Source organism: Mycobacterium sp. NGS17 (assembly GCF_059813205.1).
This window is the reverse complement of sequence record NZ_JCALED010000002.1, coordinates 189056-207902: the sequence shown is the minus strand read 5'-3', so window position 1 is coordinate 207902 and position 18847 is coordinate 189056. Positions and strand designations below refer to the sequence as shown.

Genomic DNA, 18847 nt, shown 5'->3' with positions numbered 1-18847 from the left:
CCGCCGCGCTATCTCTTGGCATGGATATCCCCAGGCGACGAAGACTTTTGGCGGCCGTTCCGGCAGTAGGCGTGTTGCTGCTGGCCGGATGCTCCCAGCCCCGGCCGACGGCGACCACCGCCGCACCCACGACCACCGCGGTGTCGATCACCGCGCCGGCGGCTCCGGTGCGCGGCGACCAGGTCAGCATCGACGGATTCGCGTTCGCGCCGGTGACCCTGACCGTGCCCGCCGGGACCACCGTCACGTGGACCAATCGCGACGAGGAACCCCACACGGTGGCAGCGAGCGACGGCTCGTTTCACTCACCCGGGATGGGAACGGGTGCCACCTTCACCCACACCTTTTCCACCGCAGGGACTTTCGAGTACGTCTGTTCGATACATCCGATGATGCACGGCACCGTGGTGGTGACGGGATGAGCCGCCCCGGCGACGACAGGGGCATGACTCGCCGCCAGCTCATCCGGCACACGGCATGGTTCGGTGCGGCGGTCGGATTCGCCGTGGCCGGGGGCGAGGTCATCTCGCACGTCGCGGGCCAGGCGGGGGCGCAGCACGTGGCGGCCAAGCCCACCCTGCGGTTCGCCCAGATCAGCGACAGCCACCTCGGGTTCAGCGGGCCGCCCAACCCCGACGTCACCGCGACGTTCGGCCACGCGATCGATCTGGTCAACAACCTCGGTTACACACCGGATTTCGTCATCCACACCGGGGACCTCACCCACCTGTCCAGTCCGGAGCAGTTCGACCAGGTGAAGCAGATGATGAACGGACTCAAGACTCCACACGTGTTCACCGTCCCCGGAGAGCACGACTCGATCGACGACGCGGGGCAGAAGTATCGAAACGCGTTCGGCGCCGGCTCCGTTGGCGATGGGTGGTACAGCCAGGACATCGCCGGCGTGCACCTGATCGCGTTGGTCAACACGCTGAATCTGCGCAAGCTCGGTCATCTCGGTGCCGATCAGTTGGAGTTCGTCAGGAAGGACGTCGCGGGACTTTCCAGCGACACTCCCATCATCGTGTTCAGTCACATCCCGCTGTTCGCGATGTACCCGCAATGGGGCTGGGGCACCGACGATGCCACCCAGGCGCTGAGCTACCTGCGCCGCTTCTCGTCGGTGACGTGTCTGAACGGCCATGTCCACCAACTGTTCTCCAAGACGGAGGACAACGTCACTTTCTACAGCGGCACCACCACCGCGTACCCGCTGCCGCGACCGGGCGACGGGCCCGCGCCCAAGCCGGTCACGCTTCCGGCCGGCAAGCTGCGCGACGCGCTGGGCATCCGCGAGGTCAGCTACGCCAAGGGGCAGACCGCTCTGGCACTGAAGGAGACGACACTGCAATGAGTTTGACGAGCATCCTGGTCCGCCTCGGCCTCGCCGTGTCGTTGACCGTCAGCGCCGCCAGCCACGCCTACCTCTATGTGCATGGCTACCGGCATATTCCGACGATCGGCACGGCGTTCCTGGTTCAGGCCAGCCTGTCGTTCGCGGTCGCGCTGCTGATCCTGATCGGCGGTCCCGCGTGGCTGCGCTGGGCCGGCGCCGCGCTGGCCGCCGGTTCGCTGGTCGCGTTCGTCATGTCGCGCACCGTCGGCCTGTCCGGCTTCCTTGAACGGGGTTGGGATCCGGCACCGTACGCCGCCGTCAGCGTGCTGGCCGAAGTGCTCACGGTGGCCTTGTGGGCGAGCGCTGTGGCGGCTAGGCGGAATCGGGCCGCTTCTGCTTGAGTCTGTCCACAAACGCCGTGGTCTCGTCCCAGGTGGGTAGCAGGCCGGAGGCGCGCACCTGAGCGAAGCTGGGTGCCGCGGCGTCCCGGTCGGACAGGTTGGGTGCCGCCCCGTGGACCAGCGGCCAGTCGATGGCTAGCTCCGGATCGGTCGGGCAGATCGTGTGTTCGCGCTGTGGGCTGTATTCCGCCGAGCACAAATACATCACGGTCGAATTGTCTTGCAAAGCAAGGAAACCATGCCCGAGGCATTCGGAAATGTAGATCGTCCGGCGATCGCAGTCGTCGAGCAGGACCGAATCCCACTGCCCATATGTCGGCGAGCCCACCCGGATGTCGACGACGACGTCGAACACCGCACCGCGAACGCAGGTCACGTATTTGGCCTGGCTAGGCGGCAGCTGCGCGAAGTGCAATCCGCGCAACACGCCGGCCGACGACACCGAGCAATTGGCCTGCATGACCTCCAGTCCGTGGCCGGTGAAGGAGCGGAATCCCTTGTCGCTGAGCCATTCGAAGAACAGACCGCGCGAATCACCATGCAGGGTGGGCGTGATCTCCCAGGCACCGGGAATCTTCAGTTCGCGTACGTGCACGCTACTGCCCACGCTCTTCGTAGCGGGCTTCCGAGGCGTCTTTCAACGGACGCCACCACGATTCGTTCGCGCGATACCAGTCGATGGTGGCACGCAGGCCGTCCTCAAAATCGGTATGCTTTGGCGCCCAACATAATTCGTCACACAGCGACGAGGGGTCGATGGCGTAGCGCAGATCGTGACCGACGCGGTCGGTGACCCGGTCGAAGTCGTCGGGCTCGCGGCCCATCATCTGCAGCAGCGTGCGCAGCACGGTCAGGTTGTCGCGCTCTCCTTCGGAGCTGATCAGGTAGGTGCGCCCGATTTCGCCGGATTCCAAGATGCGCCGGACCGCACTGTTGTGGTCGTCGACGTGGATCCAGTCGCGCACGTTGGCGCCGGCGCCGTAGAGCTTGGCCCGGCGCCCGGTGAGCACGTTGGTGATCTGGCGCGGGATGAACTTCTCCACATGCTGGTACGGCCCGTAATTGTTGGAGCAGTTCGAAATCGTCGCGCGCACCCCATAGGAGCGGACCCAGGCGCGCACCAGCATGTCGGCGGCGGCCTTGGTCGCCGAATACGGGCTGGACGGGTTGTAGGGCGTCGCCTCGGTGAACCGCTGCGGGTCGTCGAGCTCCAGGTCACCGTAGACCTCGTCGGTCGAGATGTGGTGCAGCCGCACGCCGTAACGGCGCACCGCCTCGAGGATGGTGAAGGTGCCGACGACGTTCGTGTGCAGGAAAGGCTCGGGACTGTCCAATGCGTTGTCGACGTGGCTCTCCGCGGCGAAATGCACCACCGCGTCCGATTCGGCGACCAGCCCCGACACCAGCTCGGCGTCGGTGATGTCACCGACCACCAGCTCTATGGCGTCTTCGACGTCGGCCAGTGACTCACGCCGACCGGCGTAGGTCATGGCGTCGAGCACCGTCACGGAGTCCTCGGGGTGTTCGCGGACCGTGCTGTGCACGAAGTTCGCGCCGATGAATCCAGCGCCGCCGGTGACCAGTAACCGCATGCCCAAACCCTAACCGAGCCGATCGGTCACGTTGCACGAGTCAGCCCCAGGGGCCCCGCCAGTTCGGCCAGCGCCGAGACCAGGTTTTCATCCTTCGTCAGGACCTGCACCGGGACGTGGTCGGCGCCGGCGTCCAGGTGTTCTTTGAGCCGCGCCGCGATCTGGTCCGCGGTGCCATATGCCACCACCGCGTCCACCAGGCGGTCGCTACCGGGGCGGTTCACTTCGTCCTCGGTGAAACCCAGCCGCTTCCAATTGTTTCGGTAGTTGGCGAGATTGAAGTAGATGTCGAGGGCCTTGCGGCCCACGGCCCGGGCCTTCTCCGGGTCGGTGGTCAGGATGGCCTTGTGCTCCGGGGCCAGGAAAGCGGACGGTCCGATGAGCTCGCGTGCCTGCGCGGTGTGTTCCGGGGTGGTCAGGTAGGGGTGCGCCCCGGCCGAGCGTTCCGCGGAGAGCTTGAGCACGCGCGGGCCCAGCGCCGCCACCACCCGGCGGTTGGCGGGCACGCCGTAGTCATCGAGCTGCTTCAGGTAGTCGGTGAGCGCGTCGTAGGGCTTGCGGTATTCGGTGTGAGCCTCCGGATGGCCGACGCCGATGCCCAGCAGGAAGCGGCCCGGGTAGGCCTTGTCGATGCGGTGGAAGGATTCGGCGACCGGCTTGGCCGCCGCGGTCCAGATGTTCACGATGCCGGTGCCCACCTGCAACGTCGTCGTCGCCTCCAGGAGGGGCTCGACCCACGCCAACTCGGCGGGCGGGGAACCGCCGACCCAGACGGCGCCGTAGCCCAGCGCTTCGATGTCCCTGGCCTGCTCGGGGGTGACGCCGCGTCCGAACGATCCGAACCGGCCAAGATTGGGTTTGCTCGCTGCATCGGTCATGGTGTTCGTAACCCGCACCCCGTGAGACCTATTCCGGAACGGCGACATCCTCGTCGGCGGCGAGGTCCGCTGCGGCGGCGTCCACGGCGGGGGGCTCCAGCGGCAGCAGCACGATGAACCGGGTGTCGCCGGGCGCCGACTCCACCCGCAGGTCCCCGCGATGCTTCTTCACGACGATGTTGAACGCCAAGTCCAGGCCCAGGCCGGTGCCCTCGCCGAAGGGTTTGGTGGTGAAGAACGGCTCGAAGATGTGCTCGCGCACGTCCTCGGGTATCCCGGGCCCGGTGTCGCAGATCTCGATGCGGGCCAGGTTGTCGCCTTCCCGGCAGGTGCGGATGGTCAGGGTGCCGCCGGTATCGCGCATCGCCGCGATCGCATTGTCGATGATGTTGGTCCACACCTGGTTGAGATCGCCTGGATAGCAAGGGATTTCGGGCAACGTCTGGTCGAAGTCCTTGACCACCGTGACGGCGTGGTCCTTGCCGGCGCCTTTGCCCACCTCCTTGGTCAACCGGTCGGCGAACATCACCAGCGTGCTGCGCAGCAGGTCGTGCACGTTGGTCACCTGGAACGGGGCCCGATCCATTTGCGAATACTGTTTGGCGTCGGCGACCAGTGCCGAGATCCGTTTGCTCGCTTCCATGATTTGGTTCATCAGCAGCTCGCTCTCGATGGTGTAGTTGATCCATCGGATCGCCTGCTCCAGCGACGTCGACCCGAGCTCCTCGCTGACCGCGGAAATGCGCTCCAGCCAATCGGTGTCGATGCCGCCCTCGACGAACGTCGGCGCGATGTCCCACCCGTCGTCGATGCCGTGGTCTTCCAGCCAGTCGCCGACGGCGTCCTCGCGATCGGAGGTCTCGAGCGCGCTCAGGTGCTGTGACGCCGACTTGGCGACCTGCTCGGCGACTCTCTCCTGCAACCGCACAAGCGCGCTCAATGCCTCGGCGCTGATGGTGCCGTCGGCGAGCATCGCCAGCTTGTGCCGCATGTTGGCCACGCGCTCGCGCAGATCCGCCGCGGACCGTGAGATCGCGGCCGCGGGGTTGTTCAGCTGATGCGTCAGCCCGGCCGACAGCCGGCCCAGGGCCAGCAGCTTCTCCCGATTGCCGATGATCCGGCGGGTCCGGTCGGTGCCGACGGCGATGCCGTCGAGCAGATGCACCGCCATCGGGAACTGGTCCTTCATGAACCGGGCGAAGACCGGCGCATCCATCACGAAGAAGCGCGACGGCTTGGTCACGTGCACCGAGGCGTCGTAGCTCTTCTGGTTGCCGCCGGTGAACGCCCGCCAGGCCCCGCAGTACACGCCGCGCTGCGAGGTGCGGTTGGTTTCGATGTCCTGGCCGCCGGACAGCTTGCTCATGGTCAGCTCCCCGTCGATGAGGACGTAGAAGCAGGTCGCCGGTTCGCCTTCCACGCAGATCGGACCCGGTTCGTAGCGCTGGATGTGCCCGTTGGCGCACAGCACCGCGAGCTGCTCGTCGGTCAGCGCCTCGAACAAGAAGAGACTGCGCAGCTCGTCGGGCTCACACGGCATCGGCCTCGATTCGGTGGCGGTCATGCCCCTCCTAGCTCTCGGCCAGGTAGCGGTGGACCAGCATGACGGCCATCGATCCCTCACCGACGGCGGCCGCGACCCGTTTGGCCGACGTCGAGCGGACGTCGCCGGTGGCGAACACCCCCGGGACGCTGGTTTCCAGGTGATGCGGCGGGCGATCCAGCGTCCAGCCGCACACGTTGCGCAGGTCCGGACCGGTCAGGATGAAGCCGTGGTCGTCGCGGGCCACCACCCCGTCCAGCCAGTCGGTGCGCGGGGCGGCCCCGATGAAGATGAACATCCGGGCGCAGGCGACTTCCTGGGTCTCTTCGGTCCGGTTGTTGACCAGGGTCAGCTTCTCCAGGTGGCCCTCGCCGGTCGCGCGCCGCACCTCGGTACAGGTCAGGACGTTGATCTTCGGGTTCGCCTCGATCTGCTGGATCAGGTAGTAGGACATCGACGCCTCCAGCGACGGGGCGCGCACGACGATGTTGACCGACTTGGCCGTCCGGGACAGGTACATGGCGGCCTGGCCGGCCGAGTTGGCCCCGCCGATCACGTAGACGTCTTCGTCCTCGCAGTCCGACGCGACGGAGACGGCCGCCCCGTAGTAGATGCCGCAGCCGGTCAGCTCCGAGCAGCCCTCGGCCTGCAGCTGGCGGTAGGCGACCCCGGTGGCGAGGATGACCGCGTGCGCGTCGATGGAGCCGCCGTCGGCGAACCGCACGGTGCGCTTGGATCCGTTCACCTCCAGGGCGACGGCCTTGCGGGCGGTGATCAGCTCGGCGCCGAACTTCTCCGCCTGCCGGCGGGCGCGGTCGGCCAGCTGACCTCCCGAAACCCCGTCCGGGAAGCCCAGATAGTTCTCGATGCGCGAGCTCTGGCCCGCCTGACCGCCTGTGGCGGTGTGCTCGATGAGCACCGTGCGCAGGCCCTCGGAGGCGCCGTATACGGCGGCGGCCAGGCCCGCGGGGCCCCCGCCGACGACGATCAGGTCGTAGAACTCCTGCGACGGCGTGGTGGTCAGGCCGAGCTTGTCGGCCAGCTCGGCGTCGGTGGGTTCGACGAGCGGGTGGCCGCGTTCGGTGATGACGACGGGTAGCCGCAGGCTGTCGGCGCCGGCGGCGTTGAGCAGCCGCTCGCCGGCGGGCTCGTCGGCCATGAACCACGTGTAGTACAGGCCGTTGCGGGCCAAGAAGTCGCGGACCTCCCATGAACGCGCCGACCAGCGGTGGCCGACCACCTTGGTGTGTGGGACGGGGTGCTCGGGCGCGGCCCGCCAGGCGTCCAATAGCCCGTCGATGACGGGGTAGAACTTCTCCTCCGGCGGATCCCACGGCTTGAGCAGGTAGTGGTCCAGGTCGACGACGTTGATCGCGTCGATGGCGGCATGCGTATCGGCGTAGGCGGTCAGCAGCACCCGGCGCGCCGCGGGATACAGGTCCATCGCCTGCTCGAGGAACTCGATGCCGCTCATCTGCGGCATCCGGTAGTCGGCGATGAGCACAGCGACCGTCTCGCCGCGCAGTTTGAGCTCCTTGAGCGTGCCCAGGGCGTCGGGCCCGGATTCCGCGCGCACGATCCGATGGGCCTCGCCGTAATGGCGGCGCAGGTCCCGGGCGACCGCCCGGGACACCGAGGGATCGTCGTCGACGGTCAGCATGACGGGCTTGCGCGGGCTTGAGGGGTTGGTCATCGGCGTCAAGTATGCGCTCGTCAGCGGCCGTGTGGGAGGTCGAGGGCGGCCGCCGCGTTGCGCCGACAGCGATTTTGGTGGAGCGGATTCACCAGGTATCGTGGAACAACGGTGCGGCATCCGCGCCGACTTTTTGTGTGCCAAGTTCCTAGGAATTTCCTGTCACCGGCTCACGTTCCAAGTCGGTGCAATGTTGCGTCGAGGCGGGCGCAGACGAGAACGAAACTATACGACGAGGATTCTTAACTAGTTATGGCCAAGAAGGACGGCGCCATCGAGGTGGAAGGCCGGGTGGTCGAGCCCCTGCCCAATGCGATGTTCCGCATTGAGCTGGAGAACGGTCACAAGGTGCTTGCCCACATCAGCGGCAAGATGCGGCAGCACTACATCCGCATCCTGCCCGAGGACCGGGTGGTGGTGGAGTTGTCTCCCTACGACCTGTCCCGCGGCCGCATCGTGTACCGGTACAAGTAAAAGCGCCTGATCTCCAACAACTCGAACGAAACAGAACAGGATCGAATAGCCGTGAAGGTGAACCCGAGCGTCAAGCCAATCTGTGACAAGTGCAGGGTGATCCGTCGGCATGGGCGGGTCATGGTGATCTGCTCCGATCCGCGCCACAAGCAGCGCCAGGGCTAGCCGGTAGGCGCTGTGGCGCCCCGGTAGTACCCACACAACTGAATGCAGACCTCCCAGCACCAGTGAGCGGCTGGCATCTATAGAGATGGGCTAGCTCATCCACGCCCGGACGGAGGCCGGGCCCCCATCAAGGGGAACGGGCTGGGAACAGACCTCCGCCTAGAAAAAGAGGAAACGCCACCTATGGCTCGACTAGTCGGCGTCGATCTTCCGCGTGATAAGCGGATGGAGATCGCCCTGACCTACATTTTCGGCGTCGGCCGCACGCGGTCGAACGAGATCCTGGCAGCTACCGGCATCGACAAGGACCTGCGCACCAGGGATCTGACCGATGACCAGCTGACCCACCTGCGTGACTACATCGAGGCAAACCTGAAGGTGGAGGGTGACCTCCGCCGCGAGACGCAGGCCGACATCCGCCGCAAGATCGAGATCGGCTGCTACCAGGGCCTGCGGCACCGCCGCGGCCTGCCGGTACGCGGTCAGCGGACCAAGACCAACGCGCGTACCCGCAAGGGCCCCAAGCGCACCATCGCCGGCAAGAAGAAGGCCAGGTAACCCCCGATGCCACCAGCAAAGAAGGCGGGCGCCTCGGCGCCCAAGAAGGGTCAGAAGACCCGCAGGCGGGAAAAGAAGAACATCCCGCACGGTGCCGCCCACATCAAGAGCACCTTCAACAACACGATCGTCACGATCACCGACCCCCAGGGCAACGTCATCGCCTGGGCTTCGTCGGGTCACGTCGGCTTCAAGGGGTCCCGCAAGTCGACCCCGTTCGCAGCCCAGCTGGCCGCCGAGAACGCCGCGCGCAAGGCGCAGGAGCACGGCGTCAAGAAGGTCGATGTGTTCGTGAAGGGCCCGGGTTCGGGCCGCGAGACCGCGATTCGGTCGCTGCAGGCCGCCGGCCTGGAGGTCGGCGCGATCGCCGACGTCACCCCCCAGCCGCACAACGGCTGCCGACCGCCGAAGCGCAGAAGGGTCTAGGAGACAACCATGGCTCGTTACACCGGACCCATCACTCGCAAGTCGCGCCGGCTGCGCACCGACCTCGTCGGTGGGGACCAGGCCTTCGAGAAGCGTCCCTACCCGCCCGGCCAGCACGGCCGCGCGCGGATCAAGGAAAGCGAATACCTGCTGCAGCTGCAGGAGAAGCAGAAGGCCCGCTTCACCTACGGCGTGATGGAGAAGCAGTTCCGTCGCTACTACGAAGAGGCCGTGCGGCAATCCGGCAAGACCGGTGAGGAGCTGCTGCGTATCCTGGAGAGCCGGCTGGACAACGTCGTGTACCGCGCCGGTCTGGCGCGGACCCGGCGGATGGCGCGTCAGCTGGTCAGCCACGGACACTTCAGCGTCAACGGCGTGCACGTCAACGTGCCGAGCTACCGGGTGTCCCAGCACGACATCATCGATGTGCGGGACAGCTCGCTGAACACCGTGCCGTTCCAGATCGCGCGGGAGACTGCGGGCGACCGGCCGATCCCGAGCTGGCTGCAGGTGGTGGGGGAGCGTCAGCGCATCCTCGTCCACCAGCTGCCCGAGCGGGCGCAGATCGACGTGCCGCTCACCGAGCAGCTCATCGTCGAGTTCTACTCGAAGTAACGGACTTCCGGGCCGTCCGGCCCGGAAACTTGCGGGGATCGCAAGCGCGGCGAAGCCGGGCGCAGCGGGTCACCGCGAGACAACACCGCGGCATCAAATAGCGGGTGCCGAGAAGGAGAAGAAGAAACACCATGCTGATCTCTCAGCGACCCACATTGTCGGAGGAAGTTCTCACCGACAGCCGTTCCCAGTTCGTCATCGAGCCGCTGGAGCCGGGATTCGGCTACACCCTGGGCAATTCGTTGCGCCGGACGCTGCTGTCCTCGATTCCGGGTGCGGCCGTCACCAGCATCCGCATCGACGGCGTGCTGCACGAGTTCACCACCGTGCCGGGCGTCAAGGAAGACGTCACCGCGATCATCTTGAACCTCAAGAGCCTGGTGGTGTCCTCCGAGGAGGACGAGCCGGTCACCATGTACCTGCGCAAGCAGGGCCCGGGCGAGGTCACCGCGGGTGACATCGTTCCGCCGGCCGGTGTCACCGTGCACAATCCCGACCTGCACATCGCGACGCTGAACGACAAGGGCAAGCTCGAGGTCGAGCTGGTCGTCGAGCGCGGCCGTGGCTACGTGCCCGCCGTGCAGAACCGCGCCTCCGGTGCCGAAATCGGCCGTATCCCAGTCGATTCCATCTACTCGCCGGTGCTCAAGGTCACCTACAAGGTGGACGCCACCCGTGTCGAGCAGCGCACCGACTTCGACAAGCTGATCCTGGACGTCGAGACCAAGAGCTCGATCAACCCGCGCGACGCGCTGGCGTCGGCCGGCAAGACGCTGGTCGAATTGTTCGGTCTGGCACGCGAACTCAACGTCGAGGCCGAGGGCATCGAGATCGGGCCGTCGCCGGCCGAGGCCGACCACATCGCGTCGTTCGCCCTGCCGATCGACGACCTGGACTTGACGGTGCGGTCCTACAACTGCCTCAAGCGCGAGGGCGTGCACACCGTCGGTGAGCTGGTGAGCCGCACCGAGTCCGACCTGCTCGACATCCGCAACTTCGGTCAGAAGTCCATCGACGAGGTGAAGGTCAAGCTGCACCAGCTGGGCCTGTCGCTCAAGGACAGCCCGCCGAGCTTCGACCCCTCGCAGGTCGCGGGTTACGACGTCGCAACCGGCACCTGGTCCAGCGAGGCGTCCTACGACGACCAGGACTACGCGGAAACCGAACAGCTGTAATCAATCCGTCCCGGCCCTACCTGATACGGGGGCCGGCCCCAATGAGGAGATAGTCGCAATGCCCAAGCCCACCAAGGGACCTCGCCTCGGCGGGTCGTCTTCGCACCAGAAGGCCCTGCTGGCCAACTTGGCCACCTCGCTGTTCGAGCACGGCCGAATCAAGACGACCGAGCCCAAGGCGCGCGCGTTGCGGCCGTACGCGGAAAAGCTGATCACGCACGCGAAAAAGGGTGCGCTGCACAACCGTCGAGAGGTGCTGAAGAAGATCCGCGACAAGGACGTGGTGCACGTCCTGTTCGAGGAGATCGGTCCCTTCTTCGCCGACCGCAACGGCGGCTACACCCGCATCATCAAGGTCGAGCCGCGTAAGGGCGACAACGCGCCCATGGCCGTGATCGAGCTGGTGCGGGAGAAGACGGTCACCTCCGAGGCCGATCGGGCTCGTCGAGTGAAGGCGTCGAAGAAGGCCGACGCTCCTGTCGCGGCAGCGGCGGCGCCTCAGGCGGCCGTCGAGCCGCAGGAAGCCGTCGGCCCGACGGCCGAGGAAGTCACCGAGCCGGCCGAGACCGAGGCGGCGGAAACCGAGGCCACGCCGGCCGAGGCCGCCGCTGAAGAGAAGCATGACGAGGCCGTGGCCGCGCGAGCCGAAGCCGAAGCCGCCGAGGCGAACGACGAGGCTGACGAGAGTTAACGATCACGTCCGTCTGCGGCTCGACATCGCCTACGACGGAACTGGTTTCGCGGGCTGGGCCACTCAGGCCGGCCAACGGACCGTGGCGGGAGTGCTCGACGAAGCGCTGACGACCGTCCTTCGCACGCCGGTGCGGCTGCGCGCGGCGGGACGCACCGACGCCGGGGTGCATGCCACCGGCCAGGTGGCTCACGTCGACGTGCCGCTGGACGCGCTGCCGAACGCCTACCCGCGCGCACCGCACGTCGGTGAACCCGAGTTCCTGCCGCTGCTGCGGCGGCTGGGCCGGTTTCTGCCCACCGATGTCCGGGTCGTCGATATCACCCGCGCGCCTGCGGGTTTCGACGCCCGATTCTCTGCGCTGCGCCGTCACTATGTGTATCGCATCTCGACGGCGCCCTGGGGTGTGCAGCCGCTGCAGGCCCGCTACGTCACCGCCTGGCCGCGTCAACTGGACGTCGAGGCGATGGCCGCCGCATCACGAGACCTGTTGGGGTTGCACGATTTCGCCGCGTTCTGTCGTCATCGCGAGAACGCCACCACCATTCGCGACCTGCAGCGACTGGACTGGACTCGCGACGGTGACCTGATCACCGCGTCCGTCAGCGCCGACGCGTTCTGTTGGTCGATGGTGCGCTCACTGGTCGGCGCGCTGCTGGCCGTCGGCGAACATCGCCGCCCGGTCTCTTACTGCCGCGAATTGCTCACCGCCACGGCACGATCCAGCGACTTTGCCGCCGCGCCCGCCCATGGCTTGTCGCTGGTCGGTGTCGACTACCCGCCCGATGACCAACTCGCCGCGCGCAACTTGATCACCCGGGATGTGCGCTCGCGGGACTGAGCGGTCACAGCCTGGCAGCGACGAAGTCGGCGGCCTGATCGACCAGCCCGGAGTCGATATACGAGGGCTGCAGATGCGAAGGCCAATTCAGGCCGGCCGCCGAACAGATCGGGTCCCCCTTCGCACACACATCGATGGTTTTGGCGGCGAAGGCGCGGTCGAAGTCCGGGACCGGGCCAAGCACTTTGCGGGTGCCGTTACCGAACAAGGCGACGGCCGCCACCTGTTGATCGAATGCCGGCGGCAGCGGGTTGGTGAATCCGAATGCCGGTTGCGTCACGGCGACAACCAGATCGGCGGAAACGGCACCCAGCGAATAGCCGCCGAGCACCTCGCGGGTACCCGGGCAGGTTCTCGCCATCTGCTGGACGTGCGCGCTCATGTCGTTCGCGCCCTTGGCCGGGCTGACATCGGCGGGATAGTTGACGCCGTAGGCCCCCACCGGCATACGCACCTTGGCGCGCAGGGAGTTGACGAATGCGGCGCCGACGTAACCGACGCCGGGTGGCTCCTCGCGGCCGCGGGCGAAAACCACTTCGGCGCCTGGGCATTCCGCCGATGCGGCCGGTAGGGGGAGGGTGGTGACCGCCAGGGTGAGCAGCGATGCCCCGGCGATGGACGCGGCACCCGCCGCGCCGTACCAGCGCTGACTCAAAATCAGACCCTGCCCGCCACGAAATTCGCGGCCCTGTTGGTCAATCCGGGCACGTAGCTCAGGTGCGAACTCCATTGCGTGCCCCCCGAGCAGATCGGGTCGCCCGGATTGCACAGGTCGATGGTCTTGCCCTCGAAATTCGGGGACAGAGCGCTCATCAGCTGACCCGCGCGGCCGGACGGATTGCCGAACAGGGCGACGGCTGCGACATGGTCGGCGGCCTGGGGCGGCAACGGCTGGCGGTAGCCGAGGGCGGATATCGGTGCGGCCGTGACGATGTCGACGACGGCGGCGCCCTGGGAGTAGCCGCCCAGCACCAGTTTGGTGTTGGGACAGTTGACGGCCATCTGCTGAACGTGGGTGCTGGCGTCGTTGGCGCCGTTGGTGGCGGCCAGGAAGTCCTTGCTGGCCGGGTAGTTCACCGCATATGCGCCAACGCTTTTGCGGGTCTGCTCGCGCAACGCGCTGACGAAGGCACCGCCCACCTTGCCGACGCCCGGTGGCTCGTCGGTGCCCCGGGCGAACACCACTTCAACGCCGGGGCACGACGCCGACGCATGCGGAATCAGTTGGGGAGCAATCAATAACGCTCCCATCACGCCAACTCCGATGCCCAGCCCGAACGGGATAAGCCTCACACAGCGATGTTAAGGGGGCGTTGATAACCCGACGGTAACGATTTAGACGAGAGGTGCTTGCGGTGAAGCCGTAGCCGGCGCGGGCGCCGCCGGCGTGGGCGCCGGACCGGGGCCGGTACCGCCATGGATCGACGGGCCCGACCCGGGCTGCTGTGGACCGTAGCCGGGGGAGGTCTGCGGGCCGGTTCCTAGCGGTGGCCCGAAGGCGGGCGACTGCTGGCCGAGACCGGCGCCGGCCAGTTTCTGCGCGACGAAGGCCGCGGCCTGGGTGGTGTAGACGGGGACGTAGCCCTCGGTGTGCCCACTCCACTCGTTGCCGGGGCCGGCATGGCAGATCGGGTCGTTGGGGTTGCACAGGTCGATGGCCTTGGAGCCCAGCATCGCGCTCTGGCTGGGCAGGGTGCCGCCGGCGCGGTCGGCCACGTCACCGAAGGTAGCGACCGCCGCGATGTTGTTGGCGTACTGCGCAGGCAGCGTGCTGCCCCAGCTGATGCCACCGATCGGGACGCCGGCCACGATGTCCATCACCGAGGCGCCCTGCGAGTAACCGCCCAGCACGATCTTGGTGTTGGGGCACTTCTCCACGCTCTTCTTGACGCGGTCGATCGTGTCGTTGGCGCCGTCGCCGCCGTGCAGCTGCAGCTTGCTGGCCGCGTAGTTGACGCCGTAGGGCAGGATGTTCAGGCCGGTCTGCTGGCGCAGCGAGTCCACAAACGCGTCGCCCACCCGGCCCAGTCCCGGCGGCTCGTTGGTGCCGCGGGCGAAGATCACCTCGACGTCCGGGCAGTCGTCGGCGGAGGCTTTCGGCGCCGCGGCGGGCGTCGCGACCAGGCCGGCAGCGATAACCAGGGCAGAAACGCCCAGGCCGATCAGAGGGCCCGCTGACCACGCGGTAACCGCCCGACGGGTACGTACACGGTGAGTTTGCACCGGGCAATTTTATCCGACTCGTGATGCGCCCGAACCCGAATGACCTGTGGATAACCGCTCTGGCACCCCGAAGCGGCGGCCTACCGTGGCGGTCAGCGCAACCATCGAGTCAGGAGATCACGTGCCGCGTCAGCCGGCCATGTGGCTGCAGGTCAGCGCGTACCGGTATTTGCTGCGGCGCACCGAAAGCGCGCTGCTGGGGCAGCATGCCGGGTTTCGCTCGCGCCCGCGGCCGGTGGCGTTTGGGTGCGTGATCACCGCTGTTGCCGTAGCCGGCTGCGCGCTGCTGGCCGTGCTGCGGCCTCATGTGGCGCTGGATCGCGCGCAGATCGTGGTGAGCCCGGCGTCGGGCGCTTTATTCGTACGAGTGGGCGACGTCTGGCATCCGGTGCTCAACCTGGCGTCCGCCCGGCTCATCGCCGCGACGGCCGCCAACCCGCAGGCGGTCACCGAGTCCGACCTCAACGCCACCAAACGCGGCCCGCTGCTGGGCATTCCGGGCGCACCGCAGTTTCTCGGCAGGTCGTTGCCTCCCGGGGAGGTGGATTGGTTGATATGCGCTAGCAGCGGCGCTAGCACCACGACCGTCATCATCGGCCGCCGCTCCGAGGCACCAGCGGTGCACCGCGTTCTCACCGGGCAAGCGATCCTGGTGGGTACGGCTTCCGGCTCACCTGCCTACCTGCTCTACGACGGGCACCGGGCGCTGGTGGACCTCGGCGACGCTGCAGTGGTGCGCGCGCTGCGCCTCGAGGGCAGATCGCCGCTCCTCGTTTCGCAGGCATTGCTGAATGCGGTGCCGGAAGCGCCGCCGATCGCGCCGCCACGCATCCACGGTCGGGGTACCACGGCGCCGCGATTGCCCGGATTCGCGGTCGGCAGTGTGCTTCGCGTCACACGCTCCGGCGGCGACGACTATTACGTGGTGTTAGCCGCCGGGGTGCAGCGCATCGGCCAGGTGGCCGCCGACCTCCTGCGGTTCGACAACCCGCAGGAGACGACCCACCCGGTGACCGTCGCGCCCGACGCGATCCGGGCCGCGCCCGTCGTCGCCGAGCTGCCGGTTGGCCTCTTTCCCGACCGGGCGCCAACGCTGACCGAGCCGGCCGGCGCGTTGTGCGCCGGCTGGGAGCGGGTGGGATCCGGCCACAGCGAAGTCGTGTTCCTGGCCGAGAGCCGGCTACCGATCCCGTCCGGCCGGGCGCCAGTGGCCTTGGCGCAAGCCGACGGCCCCGGCCCCGCGCTGGACGCCGTATACGTGCCGCCCGGCGCAAGCGCGTACGTGCGGGCGGGAGACAACGCCGGTACCCGTTACCTGATCACCGACACCGGCGTCCGGTTCGCCATTCACGACGACGACGCCGCGCACGCCCTCGGGGTCGACGAAGCGGGCCAGGCACCGTGGCCGCTTCTCACGCTGTTGCCCGCCGGACCCGAGCTGAGCCGACAGAACGCATCAATCGCACGCGATGTGGTCCCGGGCTCGCCGTAGGCGACCCCTGATCGCCCCGGTGGCCAAGGCGAGGGTCAGCGCAACCACGCAGATCGCGGCCCCGCGCAGCGCGGTGTCCCGCGCGCGAGAATCGCGCGGTTGCGCCCGCGGCGGCGCGGTGAGCGGCACGGGTGCCTTCGAAGGGACGGGACCGTCACCGGGAGGGCCCGTGCCGGTGCTGACCGCGGCGAGCGGGTCTATGGTGCCGTTGCCGACGAGGGGATCCCATCCGGCGGGTGGATGATGCGCCGTCGTCTCGATGCGCTGCATCACCTGGCGGGCGGTCAAAGCCGGGAACCGGGCCCGGATCAGCGCGGCCAGTCCGCTGACCAGTGGGGCGGCATAGCTCGTGCCGGATACCGGCTCCGGCGCGAGTGACGTCACCGCCTCACCCGGCGCCGCGACGTCCACCCAGGGGCCGGCAAGGGTGAACGCCGACGGCCCTCCGCCGCCATTCACCGAGCCGACGGTCAGCACGTAGTCGTCGTACCACGCCGGACTCACGGCCACCGTGATGGTCTGCCAGGTTGCATCGGCACGCTGGGCGGGACACTGCCCCGCGCCGGCATTGCCCGCCGCGGCCACGACGACGGCGTTCTTGACGTCCACGGCGTAGGCCAGTGCCGCGCCGAGCGCGCGGTCGTCGAGCGCCGAAGCCACCGGTGCGCACGCAACCGACGAAATGTTGATCACCGAGGCGCCCAGATCGGCCGCCGTCCGAACGGCTTTCGCCAGTGTGTCGACGTCACCGACTCCAGTGCGGGACCGGTCGCCGGTCGGGGCGAATTTCGCGCTGGACTGACGGATGCTGATCAATGTGGCTTCCGGTGCCATCCCGCTGAAGCTGTCGGCCTTGGAATCGGCTGCGGCCGCGATGATTCCAGCCACCAGCGTGCCGTGCGCGTCGCAATCCTGGGTGCCGTCGCCGGTGGACACGTAGTCGCCGCCCGGCACCACATCGGGCAGCCGGAGGTGTCGCGAAACCCCGGTGTCGATGACCGCGACCCGCTGTCCGGCCCCGCGGCCGAATTGCCAGACCGCCGCCAGGTCCCCCAGGCCCGTCGGCGGATTGCGGCCCGGTCCCGCGTCGACCGTCATCGTCGCGCAAATCTCGCGTTGCACGGTCGGCCACGGGGGTGCCGGCAAGGCGGGCTTCGGCAGCCGGCTCTCATCGATGTCCGGCGGCGAAACCGCTTGCGCCATTGGCATTTCCAATGTGGCTGCCAGCGTCAGCGCCGACACCGCCAGCAGGCGGCCGGTAGCGCGCGGACCCATCACGTGAGGTTCAATCCCCGGGCGGCGCCGTACAGGCCACCGATCCAGCAAGTCAACGGAACCATCGCGACCAGCGCCACCAGCTCCAGTAGCCCGAGGCTCCGGCGCAGGACGGCCGAGGCCGGCCGTGCCGCGAAGCCCAAGTACACCGCCATCGCGACCGCCAGTATCGTCGCCGTCACGATCCATGGGGCGGGCACCGGGGCGCGCGATGCCGCAACGCCGAAGGTTGTTGCGGTAACGATGATCCCGCAGATCGCGAACACCAGCATCTTTCTCGGGTCGGTGGACCGGGAGCGCAGCAGCAGTAGCGCACCGGTGAGGGTGCCGAAGGCGGTGCAGGCCAAATTTGGCGCGCCGGCCAGCACGGTAACCACCGCGCCCAGGGTCGCCGATAATGACAAGGCGGCAAGCAGGCTTGTCAACCACCTGTCGGCGCGGACCGCTTGGGAACGCAGCGTCGCGTCGCTCGGTTGACTCTCCGGTACCCCCAGCCGTGGCGACAACCCGGCCACGGCGATCGATGCGCGCGCCGCCACGGAGAGCAGGCCGACGGAGACCAGCGCAGCGGCAGAAGCGACGATGCGCAGTGGCGCCGCGCTGACCACGCCCACCAGCCCCGCCATCGCAATGACCACGGCACAGGTCGCCACGGCGGTCGAAGTGACCACACCGCAGCCCGATACGCGCATCGCGACAATGGCGGTGAGACCGGCGGCCGCCGCGGCCAGCAGCGCGTTGGGCATGCCTGGCGCGCCGGGCACCGCCACAAAGCCGGCGGCCGCCGCGAACACCGTAGCGACAAGGCCCAACGTCAATCCGGCGGTCGGGTCCTGATAGCCGCGGTGCGCGACGGCGGCCAGCACGACGGCGAGGCCGCCGGCCGCCGCCAACGCGGCGACCGTCGTGGCCGGCTCTCGGTTATCGTTGAGGCGCAACGCGTTACGCACAATCGTCAGGCCACCTGCGGCGGACCAGACGATCGCAGCCGCCGCCGCGATGAGTCGGGCAGCGCGCGCGTGTGAAGCGCCGCCGCGCGGCTCGGTCCCCGCGTCGAGGGTGGCCGACACGACCTCCGCCACGTCGAGGTAGCGGACGTCGGGCAACGGCGCGGTGCTCCGGCTCAGCACCAGGGTTGCGCCGTCCTCGATGCCGTGCTGCGCCAGCGTCATCGACGGATCCAACCCGGATGCGCCGGGCAGCGACAAGCGGTAGCGCCAGGCCTCGTTGCCGGGATGGGCAACCCCGAAGATGTCGACGACCGAGGGAATCAGCACGGCGATAGCGATTTTCGCGGGCAGCGTGACATCGGCGACCGCAGCGTCCCAATACACCGAGACGCGCCGCAGTCCGGTATCGGATGCAGGCAACAGCGAACCCTTCCGTCGGATTGCGAAGAAACATAGCCAGGCCGATACGACCCGGTATCCGGTTGTGCACAGGTGACTTGCCGCCGGCGTCGGCGCTGC

22 protein-coding genes are annotated in these 18847 nt (G+C 67.9%); 12 read left to right on the top strand and 10 right to left on the bottom strand.

All coding sequences use genetic code 11. The annotated features are described in order from the left end of the window. The first annotated feature begins 20 nt into the window (after positions 1-20). Genes AC5Y7E_RS05070 through AC5Y7E_RS05060 form a run of 3 tightly spaced genes read left to right on the top strand, consistent with a single transcriptional unit; the run spans position 21 to position 1737 of the window. Positions 21-422 (top strand): cupredoxin domain-containing protein, encoded by a 402-nt coding sequence (locus tag AC5Y7E_RS05070; RefSeq protein WP_499947779.1) that lies wholly within the window; start codon positions 21-23, stop codon positions 420-422. Then, positions 419-1354 carry a metallophosphoesterase family protein gene (locus tag AC5Y7E_RS05065; protein ID WP_499947778.1) on the top strand — a complete coding sequence of 312 codons (936 nt, stop codon included), beginning with the start codon at positions 419-421 and terminating at the stop codon, positions 1352-1354. Before AC5Y7E_RS05070 ends, AC5Y7E_RS05065 begins: the two co-directional genes overlap by 4 nt. Then, the gene (locus AC5Y7E_RS05060; protein ID WP_499947776.1) at positions 1351-1737 is read left to right on the top strand and encodes a hypothetical protein; all 387 of its coding nucleotides are present in this window, start codon (positions 1351-1353) and stop codon (positions 1735-1737) included. The genes AC5Y7E_RS05065 and AC5Y7E_RS05060 overlap by 4 nt, the downstream gene beginning before the upstream one ends. Here the strand turns inward: AC5Y7E_RS05060 and rfbC are convergent. Genes rfbC through AC5Y7E_RS05035 form a run of 5 tightly spaced genes read right to left on the bottom strand, consistent with a single transcriptional unit; the run spans position 1709 to position 7443 of the window. Beyond that, positions 1709-2332 carry a dTDP-4-dehydrorhamnose 3,5-epimerase gene (gene rfbC, locus AC5Y7E_RS05055; protein WP_499947774.1) on the bottom strand — a complete coding sequence of 208 codons (624 nt, stop codon included), beginning with the start codon at positions 2330-2332 and terminating at the stop codon, positions 1709-1711. The two genes, AC5Y7E_RS05060 and rfbC, sit on opposite strands and share 29 nt — an antisense overlap. Before the next feature lies 1 nt (position 2333). Beyond that, a complete protein-coding gene (rfbB, locus tag AC5Y7E_RS05050) occupies positions 2334-3329 on the bottom strand; it encodes a dTDP-glucose 4,6-dehydratase (protein WP_499920641.1) in 996 nt (331 codons plus the stop codon). 26 nt (positions 3330-3355) lie between these two features. Then, positions 3356-4207: an LLM class F420-dependent oxidoreductase gene (locus tag AC5Y7E_RS05045; protein ID WP_499947772.1), complete on the bottom strand. Its 852-nt coding sequence runs from the start codon at positions 4205-4207 to the stop codon at positions 3356-3358. A 28-nt stretch (positions 4208-4235) separates the two neighbouring features. Beyond that, the gene (locus AC5Y7E_RS05040) at positions 4236-5771 is read right to left on the bottom strand and encodes an ATP-binding protein (protein ID WP_499947770.1); all 1536 of its coding nucleotides are present in this window, start codon (positions 5769-5771) and stop codon (positions 4236-4238) included. 7 nt (positions 5772-5778) lie between these two features. Beyond that, positions 5779-7443, bottom strand: coding sequence for an NAD(P)/FAD-dependent oxidoreductase (locus tag AC5Y7E_RS05035; RefSeq protein ID WP_499947768.1), 1665 nt, complete (start codon positions 7441-7443; stop codon positions 5779-5781). 252 nt (positions 7444-7695) lie between these two features. Between AC5Y7E_RS05035 and infA the strand changes: the two genes are divergently transcribed. The 8 genes from infA (at position 7696) to truA (ending at position 12388) form a co-directional block, all read left to right on the top strand. Further along, entirely contained in the window at positions 7696-7917 is a 222-nt protein-coding gene (infA, locus tag AC5Y7E_RS05030; RefSeq protein WP_003418601.1) for a translation initiation factor IF-1, read from the top strand. 51 nt (positions 7918-7968) lie between these two features. After that, positions 7969-8082 (top strand): 50S ribosomal protein L36, encoded by a 114-nt coding sequence (gene rpmJ / locus AC5Y7E_RS05025; protein WP_003879483.1) that lies wholly within the window; start codon positions 7969-7971, stop codon positions 8080-8082. Between the two features lie 183 nt (positions 8083-8265). Further along, positions 8266-8640 (top strand): 30S ribosomal protein S13, encoded by a 375-nt coding sequence (rpsM, locus tag AC5Y7E_RS05020; protein WP_067129331.1) that lies wholly within the window; start codon positions 8266-8268, stop codon positions 8638-8640. Between the two features lie 6 nt (positions 8641-8646). Further along, a complete protein-coding gene (gene rpsK / locus AC5Y7E_RS05015; protein ID WP_067129334.1) occupies positions 8647-9066 on the top strand; it encodes a 30S ribosomal protein S11 in 420 nt (139 codons plus the stop codon). A 9-nt stretch (positions 9067-9075) separates the two neighbouring features. After that, positions 9076-9681, top strand: coding sequence for a 30S ribosomal protein S4 (gene rpsD, locus AC5Y7E_RS05010; RefSeq protein ID WP_067833946.1), 606 nt, complete (start codon positions 9076-9078; stop codon positions 9679-9681). A gap of 131 nt (positions 9682-9812) precedes the next feature. Continuing rightward, positions 9813-10856, top strand: coding sequence for a DNA-directed RNA polymerase subunit alpha (locus AC5Y7E_RS05005; protein ID WP_007773471.1), 1044 nt, complete (start codon positions 9813-9815; stop codon positions 10854-10856). Between the two features lie 58 nt (positions 10857-10914). Beyond that, a complete protein-coding gene (gene rplQ / locus AC5Y7E_RS05000; protein WP_499920633.1) occupies positions 10915-11547 on the top strand; it encodes a 50S ribosomal protein L17 in 633 nt (210 codons plus the stop codon). Beyond that, positions 11477-12388, top strand: a complete 912-nt coding sequence (truA, locus tag AC5Y7E_RS04995) for a tRNA pseudouridine(38-40) synthase TruA (protein ID WP_499947766.1) — start codon at positions 11477-11479, stop codon at positions 12386-12388. Before rplQ ends, truA begins: the two co-directional genes overlap by 71 nt. A gap of 4 nt (positions 12389-12392) precedes the next feature. Here truA and AC5Y7E_RS04990 read toward each other — a convergent pair whose 3' ends face one another. The 3 genes from AC5Y7E_RS04990 to AC5Y7E_RS04980 form a co-directional block, all read right to left on the bottom strand. Further along, positions 12393-13043, bottom strand: a complete 651-nt coding sequence (locus tag AC5Y7E_RS04990) for a cutinase family protein (RefSeq protein ID WP_499920629.1) — start codon at positions 13041-13043, stop codon at positions 12393-12395. A gap of 2 nt (positions 13044-13045) precedes the next feature. Continuing rightward, positions 13046-13639, bottom strand: coding sequence for a cutinase family protein (locus tag AC5Y7E_RS04985; RefSeq protein WP_499948307.1), 594 nt, complete (start codon positions 13637-13639; stop codon positions 13046-13048). An 84-nt stretch (positions 13640-13723) separates the two neighbouring features. Next, positions 13724-14611: a cutinase family protein gene (locus tag AC5Y7E_RS04980; RefSeq protein WP_499947764.1), complete on the bottom strand. Its 888-nt coding sequence runs from the start codon at positions 14609-14611 to the stop codon at positions 13724-13726. Between the two features lie 121 nt (positions 14612-14732). Here AC5Y7E_RS04980 and eccB point away from each other — a divergent pair, with 121 nt between their 5' ends. Beyond that, positions 14733-16103 (top strand): type VII secretion protein EccB, encoded by a 1371-nt coding sequence (gene eccB / locus AC5Y7E_RS04975; RefSeq protein ID WP_499947762.1) that lies wholly within the window; start codon positions 14733-14735, stop codon positions 16101-16103. Here eccB and mycP read toward each other — a convergent pair. Beyond that, positions 16068-17378, bottom strand: a complete 1311-nt coding sequence (mycP, locus tag AC5Y7E_RS04970) for a type VII secretion-associated serine protease mycosin (RefSeq protein WP_499947761.1) — start codon at positions 17376-17378, stop codon at positions 16068-16070. The two genes, eccB and mycP, sit on opposite strands and share 36 nt — an antisense overlap. Beyond that, positions 17378-18748, bottom strand: coding sequence for a type VII secretion integral membrane protein EccD (gene eccD, locus AC5Y7E_RS04965; RefSeq protein ID WP_499947759.1), 1371 nt, complete (start codon positions 18746-18748; stop codon positions 17378-17380). The genes mycP and eccD overlap by 1 nt, the downstream gene beginning before the upstream one ends. Positions 18749-18847: the final 99 nt, after the last annotated feature.

Excerpts from the sequence above, each read along its gene's own strand:
- AC5Y7E_RS05070 (WP_499947779.1), top strand. The coding sequence starts at position 21 with ATGGATATCCCCAGGCGACGAAGACTTTTGGCGGCCGTTCCGGCAGTA.
- AC5Y7E_RS05065 (WP_499947778.1), top strand. The coding sequence starts at position 419 with ATGAGCCGCCCCGGCGACGACAGGGGCATGACTCGCCGCCAGCTCATC.
- AC5Y7E_RS05040 (WP_499947770.1), bottom strand. The coding sequence starts at position 5,771 with ATGACCGCCACCGAATCGAGGCCGATGCCGTGTGAGCCCGACGAGCTG.
- rplQ (WP_499920633.1), top strand. The coding sequence starts at position 10,915 with ATGCCCAAGCCCACCAAGGGACCTCGCCTCGGCGGGTCGTCTTCGCAC.
- AC5Y7E_RS05045 (WP_499947772.1), bottom strand. The coding sequence starts at position 4,207 with ATGACCGATGCAGCGAGCAAACCCAATCTTGGCCGGTTCGGATCGTTC.
- AC5Y7E_RS05060 (WP_499947776.1), top strand. The coding sequence starts at position 1,351 with ATGAGTTTGACGAGCATCCTGGTCCGCCTCGGCCTCGCCGTGTCGTTG.
- AC5Y7E_RS05005 (WP_007773471.1), top strand. The coding sequence starts at position 9,813 with ATGCTGATCTCTCAGCGACCCACATTGTCGGAGGAAGTTCTCACCGAC.
- AC5Y7E_RS05035 (WP_499947768.1), bottom strand. The coding sequence starts at position 7,443 with ATGACCAACCCCTCAAGCCCGCGCAAGCCCGTCATGCTGACCGTCGAC.
- infA (WP_003418601.1), top strand. The coding sequence starts at position 7,696 with ATGGCCAAGAAGGACGGCGCCATCGAGGTGGAAGGCCGGGTGGTCGAG.
- truA (WP_499947766.1), top strand. The coding sequence starts at position 11,477 with ATGACGAGGCCGTGGCCGCGCGAGCCGAAGCCGAAGCCGCCGAGGCGA.
- mycP (WP_499947761.1), bottom strand. The coding sequence starts at position 17,378 with ATGGGTCCGCGCGCTACCGGCCGCCTGCTGGCGGTGTCGGCGCTGACG.
- rfbB (WP_499920641.1), bottom strand. The coding sequence starts at position 3,329 with ATGCGGTTACTGGTCACCGGCGGCGCTGGATTCATCGGCGCGAACTTC.
- rpsM (WP_067129331.1), top strand. The coding sequence starts at position 8,266 with ATGGCTCGACTAGTCGGCGTCGATCTTCCGCGTGATAAGCGGATGGAG.
- rpsD (WP_067833946.1), top strand. The coding sequence starts at position 9,076 with ATGGCTCGTTACACCGGACCCATCACTCGCAAGTCGCGCCGGCTGCGC.
- rpsK (WP_067129334.1), top strand. The coding sequence starts at position 8,647 with ATGCCACCAGCAAAGAAGGCGGGCGCCTCGGCGCCCAAGAAGGGTCAG.
- AC5Y7E_RS04985 (WP_499948307.1), bottom strand. The coding sequence starts at position 13,639 with ATGGGAGCGTTATTGATTGCTCCCCAACTGATTCCGCATGCGTCGGCG.